Source organism: Flagellimonas spongiicola (assembly GCF_023502425.1).
Lineage (GTDB): Bacteria > Bacteroidota > Bacteroidia > Flavobacteriales > Flavobacteriaceae > Flagellimonas > Flagellimonas spongiicola.
Genome location: NZ_JAMFMA010000001.1, coordinates 1,174,671 through 1,198,735, shown reverse-complemented (window position 1 = coordinate 1,198,735; position 24,065 = coordinate 1,174,671). Strand labels below are relative to the sequence as shown.

Here is a 24,065-nt window from a genome sequence, read left to right as displayed (position 1 = left end):
CAAAAGTAAGCATGCTGAATCAATATCAGCACATCTGAAAAAGAAAATTATGGCTATTATCATAACCGATGAATGTATCAATTGTGGCGCTTGTGAGCCAGAATGCCCAAATACAGCTATTTATGAAGGAGCGGATGAATGGCGTTACAGTGATGGTACCTCGCTTGCGGGTGATATTGTCCTGCCTGATGGCAAAGCGGTAAACGCTGATGATGTTCAAGACCCTATTAGCGATGAAATCTACTATATAGCTCCTGATAAATGTACCGAATGCATGGGCTTTCATGAGGAGCCACAGTGTGCCGCGGTATGTCCCGTAGATTGCTGCGTACCCGATGATGATAGGGTTGAAAGTGAAGATGACTTATTGGGCAAACAGCGATTTATGCACCCTGATGGTTAGCCAACATTTTTGAAATTATCTCCCTAAATAGTTTAGCACTTACCATTGCGGTCATACCATTTATATCCCGTTCTGGATTATATTCTACAATATCTGCCCCAATAAGCGGAACATTGATGTTTTGAATGATTCGTATTACCTCGCGTGTGGTTAATCCACCTGGCTCATGATGTGATACCCCTGGAGCAAATGCCGGATCTAGAGCATCCATATCCAAGGAAAGATATAGCGGGTTTCTGAATTCGGGCATTTTAAAGGATTGGAAATCCTTCATTTCATTTATATGAACGCCAAATTTTTTCGCATTGCTTCGTTGTTCCTTGTTCAGGGTGCGAATACCAACCTGATAAAGGTTTTCTGCTAGTCCATCTTTCATAATATTATAGAAAGGACAGGCATGGGAATACGGATCCCCCTCAAAATTGGAATACAAATCACCATGCGCATCTATATGCAGGATATCTAATTTACCAAACCTTGAGTGGATGGCTTTGATCACTGGATATGTTATAGAATGATCACCACCAATGGTCAATATCGGATTTTCTAAAGCCAAATTGCTTTTTGTGATATCGGTAATATCAAAATAGGAATCTATTTTATAGTCCCCTTTGTCTTCAAATAAGTCAGGTAGTATTTCGGTGCCATCTTCAGCATAATAGTTGGCGGAGTTGCTATGGTAGGCTTTACGAATCAATGCTGGGGCAAGTGCAGGCCCTCTCAAATAAGAGGATTTTTCATCGAATAAAATGCCCTGAAGTGTAATTTTTGTCATTTCCCAAAGTAAACCCAATGTCTGTTCAAATGCAAGATTTAAATCTTCATACATTTGCTGCACAATATTTGTACACCCATGGAAAAGGAAAAAGAATATAGTGGTTTTTGGAAACAATTTGGATGTTTGCTTTCCTTTCTGGCCATATTGGCAATCCTTGCCGTTTTCGTTATAGGCGGGTATCTTCTAATCAATGGATATTAACCTAGCCCATCTAAAACTTCGATGTATATTTGCACGCTCTTAATGCATAGTAGCAGAAAAGCGTTTGATACCCGAATTATAAATTGAAACTAATTTCTAAATGAAAGCTGGAATCGTAGGACTACCTAATGTTGGAAAATCGACCTTGTTCAACTGTTTGTCCAATGCAAAGGCCCAGAGTGCCAATTTTCCTTTTTGTACCATTGAGCCTAATATTGGCGTGGTGAATGTACCTGACCCAAGATTGGAAAAATTGGAGGAGCTGGTAGATCCAGAAAAAGTGATTCCCGCTACGGTTGAGATTGTGGACATTGCCGGGCTGGTAAAAGGAGCTAGCAAGGGCGAAGGTTTAGGCAATCAGTTTTTGGGTAATATCCGTGAAACAGATGCGATTCTGCATGTTCTTCGTTGTTTTGACAATGATAATATTGTTCATGTTGATGGTTCGGTTGATCCAATACGGGATAAGGAAACCATTGATATGGAATTACAACTACGCGACTTGGAAAGTGTAGAAAAAAAGCTGGATAAAGTCAAACGTGCTGCAAAGACGGGAAATAAAGAGGCACAGAAAGAAGCTGATGTACTTCATCAGTTAAAAGATGCTTTGGAAGCTGGAACATCTGTTCGTGCAGTGGATATTGCTGAAGATGATCACTGGGAGTATGTGAAGCCATTACAATTGATTACCGACAAACCTGTGCTATATGTCTGCAATGTGGATGAAGGTGCTGCGGTTGAAGGAAATGCCTATGCAGAGAAGGTAAAGGCTGCAGTGGCCAATGAACAAGCTGAAGTTATTTTTCTTGCAGTTGGTACCGAAGCGGACATAACAGAACTGGAGACTTACGAAGAACGCCAAATGTTCTTGGAAGACCTTGGGTTATCTGAACCAGGTTCCGCAAAACTAATTCGTGGTGCCTACAAATTGTTGAATTTAGAAACTTACTTCACTGCTGGGCAAAAAGAAGTACGTGCCTGGACCATACCCATTGGCGCCACAGCCCCTCAAGCTGCCGGGGTGATCCATACCGATTTTGAAAAAGGATTTATACGGGCTGAAGTTATTTCGTATGCTGATTACGTTGATTACGGTAGTGAATCTAAAGTAAAAGAAGCCGGTAAAATGCGTGTGGAAGGTAAAGAATACATCGTTAAGGATGGCGATGTTATGCATTTTAGATTCAACGTTTAAGTCTTTTTTTTGGTTTTTAGAAAACCATATCAATTCAAATTAGGTATTCGTCAATTGAAATGCTGCATCCATAAATTGAGTACTCCGCTTACTATTTAATTGATTGAGTTTTGGACTGAATATAAAATGTCCAAAATGAAATTTTCAAATTACCCCAGATTAAGAAAAACGATTAGCGCAGTTTTGCCAGTAGTTGCAATCTTGTTTTTTGCAGCTTGTTCCGAAGATGAATCGGCAACTGAGGTCTACACTAAAATCAATGAATTTTATCCACCTTCCGCGGAAGTAGGAGCCATTGTAACTATTAATGGAGAAAACTTCAGTTCAAGTGAGACGGGAAATTCAGTGAAATTTGGCGAAGCTGAAGCGGATGTCAAAAGTGCATCAACCAATCAACTAAAAGTTGAGGTCCCAAAAGGTGCAACCAGTGCTAAAATCAGTGTGACAGTTAAGGGCACCACTGTTAAAAGTATCAATACATTCAATTTGATTTACAATGGCCCTTCGATTTCATTGTTTCATCCTGAAAAAGGTCCAATCGGTTCAGGAGTAACAATCGAAGGTACAAACTTTAGCGAGGAACCTTCAGAAAACACCGTAATGTTCGGTGAAGTTCAAGCCAAAGTTTTAAAATCCAATGAAAAGGAATTAAAAGTTATCGTTCCAGAAAATGCTATAACTTCAAAGTTAAGTGTAACAGTGGATGGTGAAACTTGGGCAAGTGAGGACGATTTTGAAGTAATTGAAATAAGTCAATTAAATGAAATCCAAACAGTTTACCTCTATAATTTAGCGGATAATGAATCCAGTAGTTTCTACAATTCAACCCTTCAAACCACCTATGTAAATAATTTGTTCGAAGGCCCTTCTGCGGAAGAACAACAACAGGTGGATATATCGTTTGGGGTATTAGATAACGACAATGCCCAAGCTGGGAATGTCTACCCGAATTTTATCTCTCCAAAGCTTCGTGTTGCTCTAGGTTTTGATAATGATCTTGGTATTAATGCCACGGAAACAACCTTTAAGGAAGAAGACCCTGATTTGGATTTAGAATTAGTAACGCCTGATGACTTGGAATTCAATGTGGATCATAGCGGAGGAACTGGACTAACCAAAATTTCAATTGCCGGGGATAAAGTTTATAGTTTTATAAATGCGGCTGGTGTTAAAGGATATATTGAGGTGGTTGAAGTGAATGGAGCAGATGATTATAAGTATGTAGAATTAAAGATACTTGTACAGAAAAAATAAATATATTATCAACAAATCTTGTAAAAATTAACGACCCAAAAATTGGGTCGTTTTTTGTTTTAAAAATCTAAGTCATTGATTATCAGTTGTAGTATTTTTTTGCTACAAAAAACATCGAAAAATACTTCAATTTGTCGATGAATTTCTTGGTATAACATCATGAAATTCTAATTTCGCCACTTATTAATTTGATACGATGTCGAGATTTTATAGCCTCATACTTTGTCTTTTTGTTCTATCATGCTCTTCCGAAACAGACCCGTTGCAAGATCCAACCCCAGTGATAGTGTTACCTACAGTTTCTACGTCTTCAGTTGCAGATATTTCTGAAAATTCAGTTACAGCTACAGGGAATATAAGTTCAGATGGAGGTGGTGCTATTTTGAAAAGGGGATTCGTTTGGTCCTTGGAACCTAATCCTGAAGTATCTGATAACACTATAGAAGTACCGGTTGGAACAGGATTGTTTTCAACAGAAATTCAAAACCTGGAGCCCAATAAAACGTATTATGTTAGAGCTTTTGCTACGAATAGTCAAGGGACGACATATGGTAATCAGCAACAGTTTATCACCTTAAACATAGTTACTGAACAAAAAGTATTCGAGGGAGATGTTATCTTATCAACACAAAAGGAAGTTGATGAGTTTGGTGCTCAAAAGTATACGCGAGTAAAAGGAACATTAATTGTCTCTGATGCAACCTCCCCAACTTCCGAAGGAATCGTTGATTTATCCAGTATGGAATCGTTGATTTCAGTTGATGGAAACCTACGCTTTATTCATTTATATAATTTAGAAAAAATTACAGGATTAAAAAACCTAAATACCGTTGGTGGGGATTTGATTATAAATAGAATTCCGTTATTGACAGATGTAGGCGGTTTTGATAATTTGGAAATGATTGGAGGCTTGATAGGTTTTGATTATAACGACAATCTAAAGCGAGTAGAGAACTTCCCTAAATTAACTGACGTGGGTCATGTAGGGATAGGAGCTAATACCTCATTAGAAGATGTTGATTTTTTAACAGCGCTAGAAAAAGTCAATGGTCAAATTGCCATTGGATTTAACGGATCATTAGAAAATATTAGCGGTTTCAATAAGGTGAAAACAGTTCGTCTTATAATTATCGATGCCAATTCATCATTGCTAACTATTGATGGTTTTAATGGTTTGGAGCATATGTCTTCTGACAATGAATACCTTAAAGGAGAAATTAGAATTATTAACAATAGCTCTTTGATTTCCTTAAATGGATTTGCCAATTTAGTTTCCATGGATGATAATTTAACCATTGAAAACAACGACAAATTGGAATCGTTCAATGGATTTGCAAAACTTGAAGTTTGTAGACATTTGATTATACAAAATAATGACTCATTCTTTGTACTTTCGAATTTTCCAGACTTGAACCAAATTGAAGGGGTGTTTATAACGGGCAATCCACAACTTGAAACAGTATTAGGATTCGAAAACATCACTCAATTAAAAGATATCCTTATTGTTTTCAATAGTAATCTGATGGAAATTAATGCCTTTAATTCTTTAATAGAAATTACCGGATCACTAAATATCCGCACAAATTTTGGATTAAATAAATTGGAGGCATTTATGAATCTTAATAAAATCAACGGTTCATTTATTTTTAATAGCAACTATTTGGTTGAGGACTTATCCAATTTTCAGAACATTTCTACAATAACAGGGGATGTTGAAATAAGAGGGAACCAAATGCTGACAAACTTTTGCTCACTTGTTAATGTCTTTAATGAAAACTTAGTAGAAACTTGTACAATTGAAGGCAATAAACATAACCCAACATGTGAAGATATCGCTAACGGCATCTGTTCGGATTAGTTTATATGCTCGGCAAAATTTTTCCATTACTTTATTGCAGAACCCTATTAACACCCCTTGTTGATTACTTTCTGTCCGCTTTCCTTTAATTTTTGTACCTAAATTTTATATTAGCAAGGATTAACCCCTATCATATGGCACAAACCCAATATACAGAGGATAATATCCGCTCACTGGACTGGAAGGAGCATATCCGAATGCGCCCTGGTATGTATATTGGAAAATTGGGTGACGGTTCTTCCGCAGATGATGGTATCTATATTCTGTTAAAAGAAGTCATCGATAACTGTATCGATGAATTTGTAATGGGGGCAGGGAAAACCATCGAAATCAATATCAAGGAAAATACGGTACATGTCCGTGATTATGGTCGTGGAATTCCATTGGGTAAAGTCGTGGATGTAGTGTCCAAGATGAACACCGGGGGTAAGTATGATACTCGTGCCTTTAAGAAGTCAGTTGGATTGAACGGGGTAGGTACCAAGGCCGTAAACGCACTTTCTACATCCTTTAAGGTAGAATCTACTAGAGATGGAAAATCCAAGACTGCGGAATTTGAAGCGGGGAACTTGGTCAATGAGGAAATGTTGGAAGAAACTTCAAGGCGAAGAGGAACCAAAGTAAGTTTCGTGCCCGATGAAACCATTTTTAAAAAGTATAAATACCGCAATGAGTATGTAGAACGCATGCTCAAAAACTATGTATACCTAAATCCTGGTCTTACCATTGTTTTCAATGGAGAGAAATTCCATTCGGAAAACGGTTTGAAGGACTTACTGGAAGATAACAATAATCAAGAAGATTTTCTTTATCCTATCATTCACCTAAAAGGGAATGACATTGAGGTGGCTATCACACATAGTAAAACACAATATAGCGAAGAATATCATTCTTTTGTAAATGGCCAACATACCACCCAAGGAGGAACACACCAAGCAGCATTTAGGGAAGCCATTGTAAAAACGGTTCGTGATTTCTACGGAAAGAATTACGATGCTTCAGATATTCGGAAATCCATAATATCCGCAGTTTCCATTAAGGTCATGGAACCTGTTTTTGAGAGTCAGACAAAGACCAAATTGGGCTCTACAGACATGGGCGGGAACCTTCCAACAGTACGTACCTACATCAATGATTTTATAGGTAAGTATTTGGATAATTTCTTGCATAAAAATCAGCAGACCGCGGAGGCCTTGCAACGGAAAATCGTTCAGGCAGAAAAAGAACGCAAAGAACTTTCCGGAATTCGGAAACTTGCGAGGGATAGGGCAAAAAAGGCCAGTTTGCATAACAAAAAACTTAGAGATTGCAGGGTACATTTGCAGGATATGAAAAAGGACCGTAGACTGGAGTCAACCCTTTTTATCACAGAAGGAGATTCAGCATCTGGATCTATTACCAAATCAAGGGATGTAAATACACAAGCAGTTTTTAGCCTTAGGGGAAAACCTCTGAACTCCTATGGAATGTCCAAGAAGATTGTATACGAAAATGAGGAATTTAATCTTCTACAAGCAGCACTGAATATCGAAGAATCCATGGAGGATTTGCGTTACAACAATATTGTAATCGCAACGGATGCTGATGTTGATGGAATGCATATTCGTTTGTTGCTGATTACATTCTTTTTGCAATTTTTCCCTGAATTAATTAAAGAAAACCACCTATATATTTTACAAACACCTTTGTTTAGAGTACGAAATAAAAAAGAAACTATCTATTGCTACAGTGAAGAGGAAAGGAGAAATGCCATCCAAAAATTAACAGGCAAACCAGAGATTACACGTTTCAAAGGGTTAGGGGAAATTTCACCAGATGAATTCCAACACTTTATTGGAGATGATATTCGACTGGAACCTGTAATGTTGGATAAGGCAATGAGTATAGATACACTTCTGAAGTTCTATATGGGCAAGAATACCCCGGACCGGCAGGAATTCATCATCAAAAACCTTAAAGTGGAGCTTGATTTAATAGAAGAAAACCAACTATAAACCAGATAAATGACCTCGTTCTAAATGGAAGAGAATGAAGCACTGAACGATGAAGGTTTAGAAAACCAGGACAGTTCGCAAGAAAGTCTTACCCGTGTAACCGGTATGTACAAAGACTGGTTCTTGGATTATGCCTCCTATGTAATTCTAGAGCGTGCCGTACCTGCTATTGAAGATGGATTTAAGCCAGTTCAGCGCAGGATAATGCATGCGCTAAAAGAATTGGATGATGGCCGCTACAATAAAGTAGCCAATGTAGTAGGGCATACAATGCAATACCATCCACATGGTGATGCTAGTATTGCTGACGCCATGGTCCAAATTGGTCAAAAAGATTTATTGATTGATACACAAGGGAACTGGGGTAACATTCTTACTGGAGACAGTGCTGCTGCATCTCGATATATAGAAGCTCGATTATCAAAGTTTGCCTTGGATGTGGTTTATAGTCCTAAAATCACGGATTGGCAATTGTCTTATGATGGCCGTAAAAAGGAACCTGTAAATTTACCGGTAAAATTCCCGCTATTACTTGCTCAAGGCGCAGAAGGTATAGCCGTCGGTCTATCTACAAAAATATTGCCCCATAATTTCAATGAGCTTATAGATGCTTCTATTAAACACCTTAAAGGTCAACGTTTTAAATTGTTCCCGGATTTCCCAACTGCGGGAATAATAGACGTCACCAATTATAATGAGGGACTACGTGGTGGTAAAATCAGGGTTCGGGCTAAAATTTCAACCTACGATAAGAACACCCTTGTAATCAATGAGATTCCGTTCGGAACCAATACCTCTTCTTTAATTGACTCCATCTTAAAGGCTAACGATAAGGGGAAAATAAAAATCAAGAAGATTGAGGACAACACTGCGGCAGAGGTGGAAATTCTTGTCCATCTTCCAAGCGGGATTTCTCCTGACAAGACTATTGACGCCTTATACGCTTTCACATCTTGTGAAACATCTATTTCTCCATTGGGTTGTATCATTGAGGATAACAAGCCCTTGTTTATTGGGGTAAGGGAAATGTTGATTCGATCTACGGATTACACTGTTGAATTACTTAAAGCAGAACTTGAAATCCAGTTAGGTGAACTTGAGGAACAGTGGCATTTTGCTTCTTTGGAACGTATTTTCATTGAAAATAGAATATATCGGGATATAGAAGAAGAGGAGACCTGGGAAGGGGTTATAGCTGCTATTGATAAAGGGCTAAAACCACATACTAAAAATCTCAAACGGGCAGTGACCGAGGATGATATTGTTCGCCTTACCGAAATCCGTATTAAACGTATTTCAAAGTTTGATCTTGAAAAGGCTCAGCAGTTAATTGATAGTTTGGATGAGCGCATAGCCCAGACCAAATACCATTTGGCTCATTTGGTGGACTATGCTATTGATTACTTCAAGGAACTTAAAAAGAAATACGGAAAAGGTCGAGAACGCAAATCTGAAATCAAAATCTTTGATGATATTGAAGCGACTAAGGTCGTTATCCGAAATACCAAACTCTACGTTAATCGTGAGGAAGGATTTATTGGAACGTCCTTACGGAAGGATGAGTATGTTACCGACTGTAGCGATATAGATGACATCATTGTATTTACCCAAAAAGGTGAAATGATGGTCACCAAGGTAGACTCCAAGACCTTTGTAGGTAAAAATATTGTTCATGTTGGGGTATTCAAGAAAAAGGATAATCGTACGACCTATAATATGATCTATAAGGATGGTAGAGGTGGTCCTAGCTATATCAAGCGGTTCAATGTAACCGGTGTTACCCGGGATAAGATGTATCAATTGGCTGGCGGTAAAGCTTCAGCCGATGTACTCTATTTCACTGCCAATCCAAACGGAGAGGCAGAAGTGATCACTGTACTTTTAAGACAATCCGGGAGTATTAAAAAGCTTAAATGGGATTTAGATTTTGCCGACTTGCTCATCAAAGGAAGGGCTTCCAAAGGAAATTTGGTCACTAAGTACCCTGTTAAACGTATCGAATTAAAAGAGAAAGGGGTGTCCACCTTAAAACCAAGAAAAATTTGGTTTGATGATGTGGTCAGTCGTTTAAACGTGGATGGTAGGGGCGAACTGTTGGGTGATTTCAAAGGAGATGACCTTTTACTTATTATCGATCAAAAAGGGAAAGTGAAGACCATACCACCAGATTTATTGACCAGATTCAATGACGATATGGTGGTTTTGGAGAAATGGAATCCAAAAAAACCCATTTCCGTGGTTCATTATGAGGGAGAAAAAGAACGCTACTACATCAAAAGGTTTGTCATAGAGAATCCAAACAAAGAAGAACTTGTAATATCCGAACATCCAAAATCCTTTATGGAATTGGTTTCAACGGATTGGCGTCCTGTCATAGAAATCGAGTTTTCAAAACCAAGAGGGAAAGATGCAAAGCCCAACCAACAGGTCGAAATTGAAGAGTTTATTTCAGTAAAGGGAATTAAAGCCACTGGAAACCAGTTAACCGCCGAAAAAGTTAAGAATATTAATGCGTTGGAGTCTTTACCTTATGCGGAACCAGAGGAAACAAAACCCGAGGAGATGGAAGTGGTGGATGAGGAATCTATCAGCAGTAAAGAAGGAGATGAAACCAATGAAAATAAAGACGGTTCTGATCAAACTACTTTGTTTTGATGCTTTTTCTGCCTATTTTGGCACTTTAGACACACACCAGACCAAAGCTTAACACATTCTATGGATTTTACCAACCCGCTGGTTTACGGCGTACCCGTTTTTATTGCCTTTATTTTAGTTGAACTTACTTATAGCAAAACCCACGGGCACGACGAATTATACCACTGGAAGGATTTAGCAGCAAGTGGTTTCATGGGTGTTGGATCAGCAATTTTGGGTCCATTGTTCAAAGTGGCCTTTGCTATTGTGCTCTTTGAAGGGGTATATGAATTGTGTAACCCTGAGATTGATGGTGTACGTAGAAACGTATTAGGCTATGCTTCTTTCGGATATGCATGGTATGTTTGGTTGCTTTGTCAGCTTGCTGATGATTTCACTTATTATTGGTTTCATAGAGCCAATCATGAAATAAGGATTCTTTGGGCCGCACATATTGTACACCATTCTTCAGATAATTTTAACCTAGGTACGGCGGTAAGAAACGGCTGGTTCACGATACTTTATAAACCTCTTTTTTATATGTGGATGCCAGCTATAGGATTTCCACCAGAAATGGTAGTGGTATGCCTGGGTATTGAAGCGCTATGGCAATTTCAATTGCATTCCGTGTATGTTCCTAAGTTGGGCTTTATAGAGAAAATATTCAACACGCACACTATGCATCAAGTGCACCATGCGCAGAATGTGGAATATTTAGATAAAAACCACGGTGGCTTTTTGAATATTTTTGATAAGATGTTCGGAACTTGGAAGGAATTGGATGATGATGTCGATGTCAAATATGGTGTGATCCACTCTCCAGAATCATACAATCCCGTAGTAATCTTGACCCATGAATTCAAGGATATTTGGAATGACGTAAAGAAGTCCAAAAAGCTATCCCATAAGTTAATGTATATTTTTGGCCCTCCCGGATGGAGCCATGATGGCAGTACATTAACGGTAAAACAACAACAGCGAAAGTTTAAGGAATACAAGCAATTGAATCCCGGACTAGCCTATCAAAGACCAAATTAACGTCACTATTTGCTTTTAGCGGCTTCAGATTTCTTCTTGTTCTTATTCATCCGCAAATCGAAGAACTCAACCATCAATGAGAAGGCGATCGCAAAATACAAGTAGCCTTTTGGAATAGCGCCGACTTCATTGTCAAATACTACAAGGTGTGAGAGGTGGGCAGCTTCCGCGATTAACATGAATCCAATAAGAATTAAAAAAGATAGACCCAATACTTGAATAGAGGGATGTCTGTTTACAAATTCACCTACTGGATTAGCAAACAACATCATAATCAAGACGGAAATTACCACCGCAACGACCATAAGCACCAGTGCATCGTTTGGGTTTGGTGAAATTCCATTGGTCATACCAATTGCGGTTAAAATGGAGTCGAATGAAAATACAATATTGATTATTGTAATCTGAACAATGGCATTAGTTAATGAGGACGACCTGGACTTTGTCACTTCCCTTTCATCATGGCCTCTATCTTCAATTTTTTCATGAATCTCCTTGGTGCTTTTGTATAACAAAAACAAACCACCAGCAAAGAGAATTAGGGCTTGCCAGCTAATTCCGCCATGAATCCACGATTCATCTATGACCCAAAACGGTTTTTTCATACTGGTCAACCAGGTAATCCCAAAAAGCAATACAATTCGCATTCCCATGGCCAATACCAGCCCAATATTAGTAGCTTTCCTGCGGTCCTTTTGCTCTAGTTTTCCTGCGGCAATTGAAATAAATATAATATTGTCAATACCGAGTATAATTTCCAAAAAGGTCAATGTGAGCAATGCCATCCAGGCATCCGGACTTGTAAATATTTCGAACATGGTTAGTGTGTTTTAATTGCTGTTCCCTTGAATTTTCGTTTTTCGCCTATGGCGTTATATTCAAAAGTATAAGAAGAATCAGTGGTAGTCAATATTTTTATATGGATGGATTTTTCTTCAGCCTTGCTTTTTGGATTCAAGTTTCTGAGCACATACTCGCATTCATTGATCCAACGAACTGACGAAGAATCTTGTTTGCCTTCAAAGTAATCAACCTCCAAATCCTCATGTCGTTCAAATTTTGTGGTTTTAAGCTCGCCATTGATTTCTGTGGAAAAAGTGAATGTGCCGTTTTTGTAATCAAGGCAATTGCGTTCATGTGGGCTTTGACATGAAACCAGCCCTATAATGGTGAAAATAAAAATCAATCTACAATTCATGTTGCAAATTAAGTGTAAAGAACTGTAACGATAGAAGTGATTAGGTTTTTTTTGCATCAAATGACTCAAAAGTACCATCTGAATAAAAAACCACCATGCGAATGGGCTCTGAGTCTTTTTTTGATTCACTACTGCTGTAAGATTCTCCCATGGTTCCTTTGGGAAGGCTAGGGGAGCTACTGAACTCTGATGTAGAAGGAAAATGGCCTTTGCCAATTAATAACCAATATAGATTTACTTCCGGATAGGTCTTGACCAATTTCATAACAAAATCAAGGCTGGGTCTATTTCTGCCATTTAGAATATGGGAAATACTCGAGCGTTGCACACCAATGGATTCAGCCAAGGATGTAACACTAAGGCCATAATGGCTAATTACAATTTTAATTCGATTTGTTATATCGTCATTCACAATTCTAACAGCTATTCTACAAAGGTAGGGTGAAATGATGTAATCGCGGTCAAATACAACTGGTCATTTCATCCCAAAACTTAAATATAAAGTTTATATCTAAGTGCTTAAAGTATTGTTATACAGAGAAATAATGATTTATTATAAATTATGTTTATTTGTCAGGCACAATTGTATGATGAGGCGCTAGATTAATGATATAATTGTATACATAACTCGGTTTAATAGATACAATTGTAACAAAAACTAACACTATTTTTGTGCAATCAAATGTTGTTTTTGTGACACCAAACCTTCATGAAAAGTTTAAAGAGAATTCGGTAAGTGGTCGTTATGTCACCATGTATACCATAGCGAATAAATGGTTGAAAAAACAAAATTCCACCACTTTGGAAACTATTGGGTCTTCGGTTCTAGGTGAACCAATAATAGCATTACAACTTGGGAAAGGTAAAACCAAGATTTTGATGTGGTCTCAGATGCATGGTAATGAGTCGACCACCACAAAGGCGGTTTTGGACCTAATTAATTTTCTTAATAGCGATCATGAGACAGCTGCAGATGTATTAAAAAGTTGTACCCTATGTATTGTTCCGATTCTTAATCCTGATGGAGCAAGAGCTTACACACGTAGCAATGCTAATGACGTAGATCTAAATAGGGATGCAAAAAACCGAACACAGCCGGAGAGCATCGCACTTCGGAATTTATTTGAATCATTTAAACCCGACTATTGTTTTAATCTTCATGATCAGCGAACATTATTTAGCGTTAGCAAGACGGACAAACCTGCAACGGTATCTTTTTTATCGCCCTCAAAAGACCCTGAGCGATCAATTGACAGTGTAAGAGCTAAAGCCATGCAACTCATTGTTGCCATGAACATGGAACTACAAAAGTATATTCCTGGGCAAGTAGGTCGGTATGATGACGGTTTCAACGACAATTGTGTTGGAGATCAATTTCAAATGCAAGAGGTACCGACGGTGCTTTTTGAAGCTGGACACTTTTCAAATGATTACCAACGGGAAATTACAAGAGGCCATATCTTCATTTCTCTGGTAAAAGCCTTAGATACAATTGCACATGAGCGGGTTCAAGATTATGAAGTATCCGATTATCTTCTGATTCCAGAGAACGAAAAACGATTCTATGACATTCTTATAAGGAACGCACATTCAATTAACACTACTTCAATAGATTCGATGGAGGTAGTAGGAATTCGGTTTAAAGAAACATTGAACGAGGGATGTATCAACTTCATCCCAGAAATTGTGGAAGTTGGCATCCAGAAGGGATTTTACGGTCACAAAATATTGGATTGCAAGATTGAAAAGGATTATGGTGAACTTGACCGTAAGAATCTACTTTCTTTAATTCAACAATTTAGAGGCTAAATTGCCATTAGTCAGGAATTTGTTACATTTTGTTCAAAAAAACAGCATTTTTTTTACATATATTTTCTTAATTAACTACTTTTGGTTAAAATATTCATACTATGAGTAAAGTAAAATTAGACGAAATTGACCACCAGATATTAGACATGCTTATTGACAATACCCGTACTCCTTTTACAGATATTGCCAAAAAATTGCTTATTTCTGCCGGTACGGTGCACGTAAGGGTCAAGAAAATGGAAGAGTCCGGAATTATCAAAGGATCTTCATTGACCTTGGATTATGTAAAACTTGGATATTCCTTCATTGCTTATGTCGGTATATTTTTGGAGAAAACCCATCAGACCAAGTTTGTACTTGAGCGTCTAAATCAAATACCCTATGTAACCGTTGCCCATATCACAACGGGTAAATTCAATATCTTTTGTAAAATTAGGGCTAGAGACACCACCCATGCTAAAAACATCATATTCAAAATAGATGATATTGATGGAATTAGTAGAACGGAGACCATGATTTCCTTGGAAGAAAGCATCAATGATAAAAAACGATTGATGCATACGATTTTCAACGAATTGTAATATTCAAAATAATTTAAACCGCCATGTTAAATTCAGAATTAACCGTTTCTGAATACAATCCATATTACCAACCCTATATGGATGTACTAGGAGAGGAGGTTAAATTGATGGATCAATTGATTAATGGAAAGGATATCTTTATTTCTTTCCTTAGAGATATTCCTTCTGAAAAATTAAATTTTTCCTATGCTGATGGGAAATGGACCTTGTCTGAAATACTGATGCACCTCATAGATGCTGAAAGGGTATTTCAATATAGGGCTTTACGCTTTGCTAGAAAGGATTCCACACCATTACCTGGATTTGATCAAGACATTTATGTTCCAGAATCCAACGCAAACAACAGGTCAAAAGATGCAATCGTGTCTGAATATGCGTCTGTAAGGGAATCTAGTATCAACCTTTTTAAATCGTTTACTGACGATGAGTTAAAGAGGTTAGGTTCCGCTAGTGGTTCGGATATGAGTGTGCGTGCCCTGGGCTTTGTCATTTGTGGTCATCAGGCACATCATCTGAAAATTATCCGAGAACGTTATCTGGGTTAAAGTAATTGTTCCCTATAACTTTTCTTTTTCGTTTTCTTGGTCTGACTCTAAATCGGAAGGACTGGTTTCATCACTTTGCCCAATTACGGCTTCAGCCTGAGCTTGGTTTCCTAATTCTTTTTCAATGTTTTCCTCAAAATTTGAAATAAAATTGGAAAGACTCTTACTGATTTTAACCAAATAAATGGTGTCATCCGTTCTAACCTCCACAGCTTCAATAATGTCGCCGTTAGGTTTTTTCAGTGTGATAATGTCTTCATCTCCATAACCATATGGATAAGAGTCAATTAAATTAGCCGCTACTTTGTGGTCCAATTTTTTGTAATCGATAAGAATACGTTTCATGGTTGATAGGTTATTGATTCCTATCCTAAGCTATAAATTTTTAAAATCGACAAGTTCAAAGAGTTGTCAACCGATGAATTTAGTATACGTATCTAAGCTTCTTTGTAGTAAGCGAACGCATCCGTGAACATTTCTGGCGGGACTTGAATGTCCGTAACTGCCTTACCAATAGCTTGGAGTAAGACAAAATTGATGTCACCGTAAGCGTTTTTCTTGTCATATTTGAGCAACTCCACAATGGAATGGATGTCTTCTAATGAAAACATAACATGATCAAAATGTGTCAGAAAGGTTTCCTTTATTTCCTGTAGAGATAGTGCAGAAAGCCCTTGCAGTTTATGCGAAAGGTATCCTTCTAAAATCATTCCAACGGCAATGGCCTCTCCATGTAGCAAACTCTGTTTTTCAGGATTTTCCAAAAAATAGGATTCGATGGCATGCCCCAAAGTATGACCGAAATTCAAAATTTTCCGGATACCTTGCTCAGTAGGATCTTCGGCAACCACCGTGTTTTTTATAGCAATGGATTTTTGAATGGTGGTAGCATTTGCATAATCCTTGGTCTCGCGAAGTGATTGCCAGTACGATTGATCTGTAATTAATCCATGCTTTAGCATTTCGGCAAATCCACTGGTAAGCTGTCTCGATTCAAGTGTAGCTAAAAAATCAGGAATAACCAATACCATTTGTGGCTGGTTAATAACACCAATCTGATTTTTAAGTGCACCAAGGTCAACGCCTGTTTTACCACCAACTGAGGCATCTACCATTGCAAGTAAGGTAGTCGGGATATTTATAAAATCAATTCCTCTTTTAAATGTAGAAGCTACAAAGCCTCCTAAATCCGTGAGTACACCTCCACCAAGGTTGATCAAAAGACTTTTCCTGTCGGCACCTTCATCTGACAACCATTGCCAAACCAACATGCAGGTATTTATGTGCTTATGTTCTTCTCCAGGTTTAATTTCATAAATGGCATCAAACTGGACCTTCCCCTGCATTTTTTTTTGCAACAGTGGCAAACAGTGTTTATGGGTATTGGAATCAACCAATAGAAATATCTTGGAGTAATTGTTTTTAGCAACATGCTGTCTTAGAGCAGCTTCCGCCAACTCTTCTAAATGTACTTCGTAGGAATGTGATTTTATCGACTCCATGCAACATGATTTGTCGTGCTAAATAAAGACTATTTTTATAGATAGTGTTCCAAAAGGGCTACTTATATTTGAATCTTTAATAAATTCATAATAATGCACCCGAATTTTGAGAATACCGCAATAGCGTTTCAAATGAAAACGGATTCCGAATTGGAACGCGCTTATTTTCTTTTTAAACTTATCGCAAATGAACCTCTAGTTAAGATCGGTACCGCTGTTACCAATTTTGCCATAAAGGCGCATTTACCAATTGAAGGCCTTATTCGAGCTACCGTGTTTGACCATTTTTGTGGCGGGGTTAATGAAGAGGATTGTATTCCGATAATTGACAAAATGTACAGCAAAGGGGTCTCTTCCATTTTGGATTACTCTGTGGAAGGCAAAGAAGTTGAAGATCAATTTGATTTTGCACTACAAAAAACTCTTGAAGTTCTTGATTTTGTCAAGGAGAAAGACGCTATTCCATTTGCTGTATTCAAACCTACGGGTTTTGGGCGATTTGAATTATATGAGAAAGTAAGTGAAGGTATTCAACTGGATGAGGAAGAATCCAAGGCTTGGGACCGTTTGGTTGACAGGTATCACAAGGTGTGCAAAAAAGCATACGATTTGGATGTCAAATTGTTGATAGATGCAGAGGAAAGTTGGATGCAAGTTGCTGCAGATGATTTGGCGTTGGAAATGATGCGCGAATATAATAAGGAGAAAGCTGTGATTTTCAATACCCTACAAATGTACCGTTGGGATAGAATGGAATATCTTAAAAAGCTATCAGGTATAGCCATTGAAAACGGATTTAAAATTGGATTGAAAGTAGTGCGAGGGGCCTATATGGAAAAAGAGAATGATAGAGCGGAAGAAAAAGGATATAAAACGCCTATCTGTGATTCAAAGCAAGCTACGGACGCCAACTTTGATGCGGCGATTACCTATATTATGGAACACCTAGACCATATTTCAGTATTCGCTGGAACGCATAATGAAGCAAGCAGTTTAAAATTAATCGATGCTATGAATGCACAAGGGTTGAACCCTAACAATGATAGCATTTGGTTTGGACAATTGTATGGAATGAGTGACCACATCTCATTTAATCTCTCTGAAGCAGGATACAATGTAGCCAAGTATGTTCCTTATGGACCCGTTAAGGACGTAATGCCGTACTTAATTAGACGAGCAGAAGAGAACACTTCTGTAGCCGGCCAAACTACAAGGGAACTAGCGCTTCTTCAAAAAGAAAAGAAACGACGTAAGTTGGATTTGTAAAACGAGTACTTATTTAATCGGTAATATGGTCAAGCCATCGGGGCAGTTCTGCGCTTTGATTTCTTGACTACCCTTTTCTGTATCAAGTGAAATGTAATACGTTTTACAAGGTTCAGTTTTGGTGTCACTTTTACCAAAATCTATATCACCATCGTTCAAAAAAGATGCTATAAATGTGGTGTCCTTAAATTGAACAGGGAGCTGTTCATCAAAGCTCAGGGGCTTAGAACGCATATCCTTCAAAACACGGCAATTTGGAAAGTAGCAAAATTCGATTCCATTTTCGCCGGATTTTTTCTTTAGGAAAAACACCAAGAATATAATTCCAATGGACAGCCCTACCAAGTACCATCCCAATCGTCTTAAAAATGCCATGAATAGTTTTAAAAAATCAGAAAATTAATATCATTATAAGTGAGCCCAAACCAATCACCAACTGACTTGTTGGTCAATATGCCGTGATACATGTATAAACCATTGCGTAGCCCCTTGTCAAAGCGTAAAGAATGTTCCAAACCTCCATCTTCTCCTATCTTAAGTAAATAAGGGGTAAAAATATTACTGATGGAAATACTGGATGTTCGTGGATATCGAGATGGGATATTAGGAACCCCATAATGTGTCACATCAAACTTTTCAATGGTAGGCTTGTCGTGCGTTGTTACTTCAGATGTTTCGAAACAGCCGCCCATATCAATGCTAACATCTATGATCACCGCTCCTTTTTTCATGTTTTCCACCATAGAACTGGACACCACAATAGGAGATCTGTCCTTCCCACGCGTTGCGCCAATGGCCACATCACATCGTTTTAATGCCTTAAGTAAATTCTTAGGTTGTATGGTTGAAGTATAGATGGTTCTATTTAGGTTGGTTTGAATGTTCCTGAGTTTCGTAATCGAATTATCAAATACCTTAATATTGGCTCCTAGGCCCAAAGCAGAACGGGCTGCAAATTCTCCTACAGTACCAGCACCTATGATTACAACTTCCACTGGAGGAACACCACTAATATTTCCAAACATAAGTCCGTTACCTTTATTGGTAGTGGCCATTAATTCAGAAGCAACTAGGATGGAAGAAATACCAGCGATTTCGCTTAAAGATCGTACAGCTGGATATTTTCCGTCCTCATCACGAATGTATTCGAAAGCAATTGCAGTTAAACGTTTTTTGGCTAACGTTTCAAAGTAGTCCTTGGATTGTGTTTTAATTTGTAATGCGGATATGATTATGGTCTGTGGATTGATTAAATCAATTTCCGAAAGGGTAGGAGGTTCTACCTTAAGAATAATAGGACAAGAGAAAACTTTTTTGGTATCCCGGCTAATTTCTGCGCCAGCATTGGTGTAATCCGCATCAGAAAAACTTGCACCTTCGCCTGCACCGGATTCAATAAGTACGCGATGACCATGAGCAGTAATTGCATTTACTGCATCTGGAGTTAGGCAAATTCTTTTTTCTTGATATTGATTTTCCTTGGGTATCCCAATGAACAATTCCCCCTTTTGTTTTAGGATTTCAAGTGTTTCTTCTTGAGGTAAAAGCTGTTGTTTACTAAAAGGTGAAGAGGGTTGGTCCATAGAATGTAAATCTGGCTGTGGCTCTAAGGCCTAGCGCAAATTTACATTTTTTTTGAAAGGGTGTGTTGTCGTTGTTCCAGTTTCTCCCGTTCCTTTCTAAGCTCTTCTTTTTCTTTCAAAATTTGAAGTTCGGTATCCATAGCGTCCAAATCAATTCCATGAACATGCTTGTCCACCAATTTTACCCTTACGAAATAAACCACTGGTATGACTACCATGGAAACAGCAACGACATACAACACTTCATTTTCATCTACCTTGTGAGCAGTACCCCATATGGAGGAGTATAGTTGAAAACTATACATGGATATGGGAATTAGAATTGCATAATACCACCAATTTTTACAGGTGACAAACCAAATTACGAGTAATACTAAAGGAACAATCTTGATAAGATAATACCAATAGGCAGTGACTGCATCAACAAATCCATTTGCTGTTACAGTAAAGAGAATAAAGTCAAGCTCTTGTTGACCATCCGAGAAGTATTTGTGGGAGTAAAAAATTATTGGCGTAAATGCTATTATCAATGCCAATAATCCTTCAAAAATAAGCTTATTCCTAATCGTACTTCTTTCCTTCATGATATAAGCATAACTGCAAAACCATGAAATTATTGCAATAAAAAAAGCCCTTTCCTAGAAAGAGCTTTTAAATTAATTCAGTAAATCTGACTAATGTTCTCTTTTCAACTTGCTTTTGTCAATATTTGTTGTTTGATCTTCTTCAAGAGTAACAACGTCAGCAGACATAGCAGTCATCGCCAAGAAAGCAATAGCCAACATTCCAAAAAATAATCTTTTAGTGTTCATCGTAAAAGAGTTTTTGGTTAATAAATGAATTCATTTCAATAACAAATGTAGGAAAATTTCCTTACCCACAATGCATTTCATCGATAAAAATTGCATTTAATCTAAAAAACACTTCTTTTAATCGACAATAATGCCGTTTATCGAAAAGTGTAAAAAAGATAGAAGTTAAAGTGCTCAATCAAGACTATACTCGATTGAACGAGTGTTTTCATCGATAAAGTGTAAGTAAATGGATACTGAATCGGTAGGTAATAGCGATGAAACTTTCTCTGGCCATTCCATAAATAACCAAGCATTTGAATTCAGATAATCCTCGAGCCCCAAGTCTAAAGCTTCTTCCTCGCTTTCAAGTCGGTAAAAATCAAAGTGATACCCCAACAAATTTTCAGAAGTATCATGATATTCATTCACAAGTCCAAAGGTTGGGCTATTGGCTTCATCAATACCATTTAGCTGTTTTACCAATGCTTTGATCAAAGTAGTCTTGCCAGCACCCATTTCACCATAAAAGCAGATGGACTTCGATGGTAAATCTTTTACAAGTTGCCGCGCAATGGTATCAATTTCTGAAAGTTGGAACTCCTTTTTCAACGTAAATCATTTAGGCTCCAAAACTACAAAAGGTACAATCATTTCTTCTAAAGAAAGCCCTCCGTGTTGATAAGTATTTCGATAATAACTGACGTAATGATTGTAATTGTTAGGGTAAGCGAAAAACATATCATTTTTTGCAAAAATAAAGCAGCTACTTAAGTTGATATTTGGTAAATGAATGCTTTGTGGATTCTTAGTTGCCAAAACTTCTTTATCATTATAAGTAAGGCTTCTTCCTGTTTTATATCTCAAGTTTAAGCTAGTATCCCTATCACCAATAACCTTTGAAGGTTGTTTCACATTAATGGTGCCATGGTCCGTGGTTAAAATCAACTTCATTCCCAATGATTGCGCACTTTGGATTATATCCAGAAGGGGGGAATTCTTAAACCAACTCAATGTAAGCGAGCGATATGCCTTATCATTTGCAGCCAGTTCTTTTATGACCTCCATTTCTGTTTTGGAATGCGATAACATGTCAACAAAGTTGTATACTACCACGGTGAGGTCATTGTTCTTTTGAGATTTGAAGTTCTGTGCCAGTTGCTTGCCCTGTCGTAGATTACTTATTTTATGATAGTCCCATTTAATATCCAGCCCCAGTCTTTTAAGCTGAGCGCCTAAAAATTCAGCTTCATAAAGGTTTTTGCCGCCTTCATCGGTGTCATTCTTCCACCAATCAGGATGGCGTTTCTCCATATCAGCTGGCATTAATCCTGAGAAGATGGCATTTCGGGCATATTGGGTTGCCGTAGGCAAGATACTGTAATAGGAACTTTCCAGCTTCTTCTTGTAGTGAACGGCCAAAGTTTCCTCAAAGGCCAACCATTGGTCGTACCTTAAATTGTCAATTACAACTAAGAGCGTTTTGTTGCCCTCGAGTTCAGGTTGCACTTTATTTCGAAACAAGGTGTGAGACATAATTGGACCGTTTCCGTCAGAAAACCAATCTTGATAATTTTTGTCAACGAACTTGCTGAATTGGGCATTGGCCTCCACCTTCTGGGATTCCAATATTTCGAACATTCCGGAATCCTCAATTTCTTCCAGTTGCAATTCCCAGTAGATAAGTTTTTTGTATAACTCGGTCCATTCCTCACAGCTATTCACCATCGAAAGATCCATTGCAATTTTTCTGAATTCCTGCTGATAATTGGCAGTGGTTTTTTCTGACACCAATCTGGAATTGTCCAAACTCTTTTTAAGTGATAGAAGAATCTGGTTCGGATTTACAGGTTTAATAAGGTAATCTGCAATTTTTGAACCAATGGCCTCATCCATTATATATTCTTCTTCACTTTTGGTAATCATTACCACAGGGATGGAAGCGTCATATTTTTTAAGTTCGTTCAAAGTTTCCAGTCCAGAAATACCGGGCATGTTCTCATCCAAGAAAACAATATCAAAAAAAGTACTGCGTATTTCCTCTAAGGCATCTTGCCCGCTTTGACTGGTCACCACTTTGTAACCTTTTTTCTCAAGAAAAAGAATATGGGGTTTTAATAGGTCGATTTCATCATCGACCCACAGAATTGTGATCTTGTTCATATAGTGGTTATCTTTGCGGAATTAAACACAAAGCCCTTGGTACAGACCAATAAGCTCAAAGTATTTAACGATCCAATTTACGGTTTTATTGGAACTCCAAACGAACTTATTTTTAAGCTAATAGGGCATCCCTATTTTCAACGTTTGAGGAGAATTTCACAAATGGGAATGTCCTACCTTGTATATCCCGGTGCCCATCATACGAGATTTCATCATGCTTTAGGTAGCATGCACCTTATGACCAGGGCCATTAACACCCTAAGAGTGAAGGGTGTAGAAATCAACGAGGAAGAGGAAACCGGTCTGCTCTGCGCCATATTACTGCATGATATTGGACATGGTCCATTTTCACATGCATTGGAGGGTTTCGTGGTTAGTGGATGGAGTCATGAGCGTTTGTCCCTTGAATTTATGAATAGTTTAAATCATGAATTTCAAGGCCAAATAACCACGGCCATAGCAATTTTCAAAGGAGAATATCCAAGACCTTTTATGAATCAATTGGTATCCAGTCAATTGGATATGGACCGATTGGATTACCTTAAACGTGATAGTTTTTACTCTGGGGTAACAGAAGGGAATATTAATTCAGAGCGCTTAATTTCCATGCTGAATGTTGTTGATGGCAACTTGGTTGTAGAAGAAAAAGGGATTTATGCAGTGGAAAAATTTCTGATGGCCCGAAGATTTATGTACTGGCAGGTGTACTTACATAAAACCGGGTTATGCGCAGAGCAAATGTTGATACGAATAATGACAAGAGCCCGTGAACTTGTGAATAAGGGCGTGGAGTTGGAGGGCAGTAGCTCATTTATTTTCTTTCTGAAGGGGATCCAGTCCAACGTTTTTGATCAAGGAACCTTGGAGAAATTCGCACTACTGGATGATGTTGATATAATAGGAGCGATCAAATCGTGGCAGAACCATTCAGATACTGTATTGTCCAAGTTGTGTGCAATGCTTTTGAATAGGAATTTACTTCAGGTTAAAATCAAAAAGAAACCAATTGCAGAGGATAGGATGGAAGCAATTGTAAGTGCGATTATTGCAAAGACTCACATAAATGCTCAAGATATACCTTATTTTGTATTCACAGGTGAAATTTCAAACAAGGCATACAGTCAAGATCATCAAGCAATCCGCATACTGAAACAGAATGGTAAAGTCACCGATGTTTTAAAGGAATCAGACCAACTTAATTTAAAGGCGTTGTCCAAGACGGTGACCAAATATTACTGCTGCTACCCTAAAGAAGCTGTTTAACAAATTTTG

Annotated in this window: 24 protein-coding genes; 12 read left to right on the top strand and 12 right to left on the bottom strand. The window is 38.0% G+C overall.

Translation table 11 applies throughout. From position 1 onward, the window contains the following. The first annotated feature begins 49 nt into the window (after positions 1-49). On the top strand, positions 50-403 hold the full coding sequence (locus M3P19_RS05630) for a 4Fe-4S dicluster domain-containing protein (protein ID WP_249656655.1): 354 nt from the start codon (positions 50-52) through the stop codon (positions 401-403). Here M3P19_RS05630 and speB read toward each other — a convergent pair. Next, the gene (speB, locus tag M3P19_RS05625; RefSeq protein WP_249656654.1) at positions 384-1,232 is read right to left on the bottom strand and encodes an agmatinase; all 849 of its coding nucleotides are present in this window, start codon (positions 1,230-1,232) and stop codon (positions 384-386) included. The genes M3P19_RS05630 and speB overlap by 20 nt on opposite strands. Before the next feature lie 250 nt (positions 1,233-1,482). Here speB and ychF point away from each other — a divergent pair, with 250 nt between their 5' ends. From ychF to M3P19_RS05595, 6 genes are all read left to right on the top strand, one after another. Then, positions 1,483-2,577, top strand: a complete 1,095-nt coding sequence (gene ychF, locus M3P19_RS05620; RefSeq protein WP_249656653.1) for a redox-regulated ATPase YchF — start codon at positions 1,483-1,485, stop codon at positions 2,575-2,577. A 135-nt stretch (positions 2,578-2,712) separates the two neighbouring features. Continuing rightward, positions 2,713-3,831: an IPT/TIG domain-containing protein gene (locus M3P19_RS05615; protein WP_249656652.1), complete on the top strand. Its 1,119-nt coding sequence runs from the start codon at positions 2,713-2,715 to the stop codon at positions 3,829-3,831. A 262-nt stretch (positions 3,832-4,093) separates the two neighbouring features. Beyond that, positions 4,094-5,689, top strand: a complete 1,596-nt coding sequence (locus tag M3P19_RS05610) for a fibronectin type III domain-containing protein (RefSeq protein ID WP_249656651.1) — start codon at positions 4,094-4,096, stop codon at positions 5,687-5,689. Positions 5,690-5,823: 134 nt separating this feature from the next. Beyond that, positions 5,824-7,683, top strand: coding sequence for a DNA topoisomerase IV subunit B (locus tag M3P19_RS05605; protein WP_249656650.1), 1,860 nt, complete (start codon positions 5,824-5,826; stop codon positions 7,681-7,683). Between the two features lie 24 nt (positions 7,684-7,707). Next, a complete protein-coding gene (locus tag M3P19_RS05600; RefSeq protein WP_249656649.1) occupies positions 7,708-10,338 on the top strand; it encodes a DNA gyrase/topoisomerase IV subunit A in 2,631 nt (876 codons plus the stop codon). A 60-nt stretch (positions 10,339-10,398) separates the two neighbouring features. Then, positions 10,399-11,355, top strand: a complete 957-nt coding sequence (locus M3P19_RS05595) for a sterol desaturase family protein (RefSeq protein WP_249656648.1) — start codon at positions 10,399-10,401, stop codon at positions 11,353-11,355. A 5-nt stretch (positions 11,356-11,360) separates the two neighbouring features. Here M3P19_RS05595 and M3P19_RS05590 read toward each other — a convergent pair whose 3' ends face one another. Genes M3P19_RS05590 through M3P19_RS05580 form a run of 3 tightly spaced genes read right to left on the bottom strand, consistent with a single transcriptional unit; the run spans position 11,361 to position 12,965 of the window. Further along, positions 11,361-12,173, bottom strand: coding sequence for a TerC family protein (locus tag M3P19_RS05590; protein WP_249656647.1), 813 nt, complete (start codon positions 12,171-12,173; stop codon positions 11,361-11,363). A gap of 2 nt (positions 12,174-12,175) precedes the next feature. Next, positions 12,176-12,553 carry a DNA topoisomerase IV gene (locus M3P19_RS05585; protein WP_249656646.1) on the bottom strand — a complete coding sequence of 126 codons (378 nt, stop codon included), beginning with the start codon at positions 12,551-12,553 and terminating at the stop codon, positions 12,176-12,178. 40 nt (positions 12,554-12,593) lie between these two features. Beyond that, positions 12,594-12,965 carry a helix-turn-helix transcriptional regulator gene (locus tag M3P19_RS05580; protein WP_313791613.1) on the bottom strand — a complete coding sequence of 124 codons (372 nt, stop codon included), beginning with the start codon at positions 12,963-12,965 and terminating at the stop codon, positions 12,594-12,596. Positions 12,966-13,246: 281 nt separating this feature from the next. Here M3P19_RS05580 and M3P19_RS05575 point away from each other — a divergent pair, with 281 nt between their 5' ends. From M3P19_RS05575 to M3P19_RS05565, 3 genes are all read left to right on the top strand, one after another. Next, a complete protein-coding gene (locus M3P19_RS05575; RefSeq protein WP_249656645.1) occupies positions 13,247-14,362 on the top strand; it encodes a M14 family metallopeptidase in 1,116 nt (371 codons plus the stop codon). A gap of 101 nt (positions 14,363-14,463) precedes the next feature. Continuing rightward, positions 14,464-14,943 carry an Lrp/AsnC family transcriptional regulator gene (locus tag M3P19_RS05570; RefSeq protein WP_073176813.1) on the top strand — a complete coding sequence of 160 codons (480 nt, stop codon included), beginning with the start codon at positions 14,464-14,466 and terminating at the stop codon, positions 14,941-14,943. A gap of 23 nt (positions 14,944-14,966) precedes the next feature. Beyond that, positions 14,967-15,488, top strand: coding sequence for a DinB family protein (locus M3P19_RS05565; protein ID WP_249656644.1), 522 nt, complete (start codon positions 14,967-14,969; stop codon positions 15,486-15,488). Between the two features lie 12 nt (positions 15,489-15,500). Here M3P19_RS05565 and M3P19_RS05560 read toward each other — a convergent pair whose 3' ends face one another. Both M3P19_RS05560 and aroB read right to left on the bottom strand, forming a co-directional pair. Beyond that, positions 15,501-15,833 (bottom strand): hypothetical protein, encoded by a 333-nt coding sequence (locus M3P19_RS05560; protein ID WP_249656643.1) that lies wholly within the window; start codon positions 15,831-15,833, stop codon positions 15,501-15,503. Positions 15,834-15,925: 92 nt separating this feature from the next. After that, entirely contained in the window at positions 15,926-16,990 is a 1,065-nt protein-coding gene (aroB, locus tag M3P19_RS05555) for a 3-dehydroquinate synthase (RefSeq protein WP_249656642.1), read from the bottom strand. Positions 16,991-17,083: 93 nt separating this feature from the next. Here aroB and M3P19_RS05550 point away from each other — a divergent pair, with 93 nt between their 5' ends. Next, positions 17,084-18,256, top strand: a complete 1,173-nt coding sequence (locus M3P19_RS05550; RefSeq protein WP_249656641.1) for a proline dehydrogenase family protein — start codon at positions 17,084-17,086, stop codon at positions 18,254-18,256. A gap of 9 nt (positions 18,257-18,265) precedes the next feature. Here the strand turns inward: M3P19_RS05550 and M3P19_RS05545 are convergent, their stop codons facing one another. The 6 genes from M3P19_RS05545 to porX all read right to left on the bottom strand — a co-directional run bounded on the left by M3P19_RS05545 (position 18,266) and on the right by porX (position 22,793). After that, positions 18,266-18,631 carry a DUF4258 domain-containing protein gene (locus tag M3P19_RS05545; RefSeq protein ID WP_249656640.1) on the bottom strand — a complete coding sequence of 122 codons (366 nt, stop codon included), beginning with the start codon at positions 18,629-18,631 and terminating at the stop codon, positions 18,266-18,268. A gap of 8 nt (positions 18,632-18,639) precedes the next feature. Beyond that, positions 18,640-19,839, bottom strand: coding sequence for an alanine dehydrogenase (locus M3P19_RS05540; RefSeq protein WP_249656639.1), 1,200 nt, complete (start codon positions 19,837-19,839; stop codon positions 18,640-18,642). Positions 19,840-19,880: 41 nt separating this feature from the next. Further along, positions 19,881-20,423: a hypothetical protein gene (locus M3P19_RS05535; RefSeq protein ID WP_249656638.1), complete on the bottom strand. Its 543-nt coding sequence runs from the start codon at positions 20,421-20,423 to the stop codon at positions 19,881-19,883. Positions 20,424-20,513: 90 nt separating this feature from the next. Then, positions 20,514-20,651, bottom strand: coding sequence for a hypothetical protein (locus M3P19_RS05530; RefSeq protein WP_249656637.1), 138 nt, complete (start codon positions 20,649-20,651; stop codon positions 20,514-20,516). Between the two features lie 174 nt (positions 20,652-20,825). Beyond that, positions 20,826-21,242 carry a tRNA (adenosine(37)-N6)-threonylcarbamoyltransferase complex ATPase subunit type 1 TsaE gene (gene tsaE, locus M3P19_RS05525; protein ID WP_249656636.1) on the bottom strand — a complete coding sequence of 139 codons (417 nt, stop codon included), beginning with the start codon at positions 21,240-21,242 and terminating at the stop codon, positions 20,826-20,828. 6 nt (positions 21,243-21,248) lie between these two features. Further along, positions 21,249-22,793 carry a T9SS response regulator signal transducer PorX gene (porX, locus tag M3P19_RS05520; RefSeq protein WP_249656635.1) on the bottom strand — a complete coding sequence of 515 codons (1,545 nt, stop codon included), beginning with the start codon at positions 22,791-22,793 and terminating at the stop codon, positions 21,249-21,251. A gap of 36 nt (positions 22,794-22,829) precedes the next feature. On the opposite strand from porX, the gene M3P19_RS05515 reads away from it, so the two are divergent. Then, positions 22,830-24,056, top strand: a complete 1,227-nt coding sequence (locus tag M3P19_RS05515; RefSeq protein WP_249656634.1) for an HD domain-containing protein — start codon at positions 22,830-22,832, stop codon at positions 24,054-24,056. The last annotated feature ends 9 nt before the right edge of the window (positions 24,057-24,065 follow it).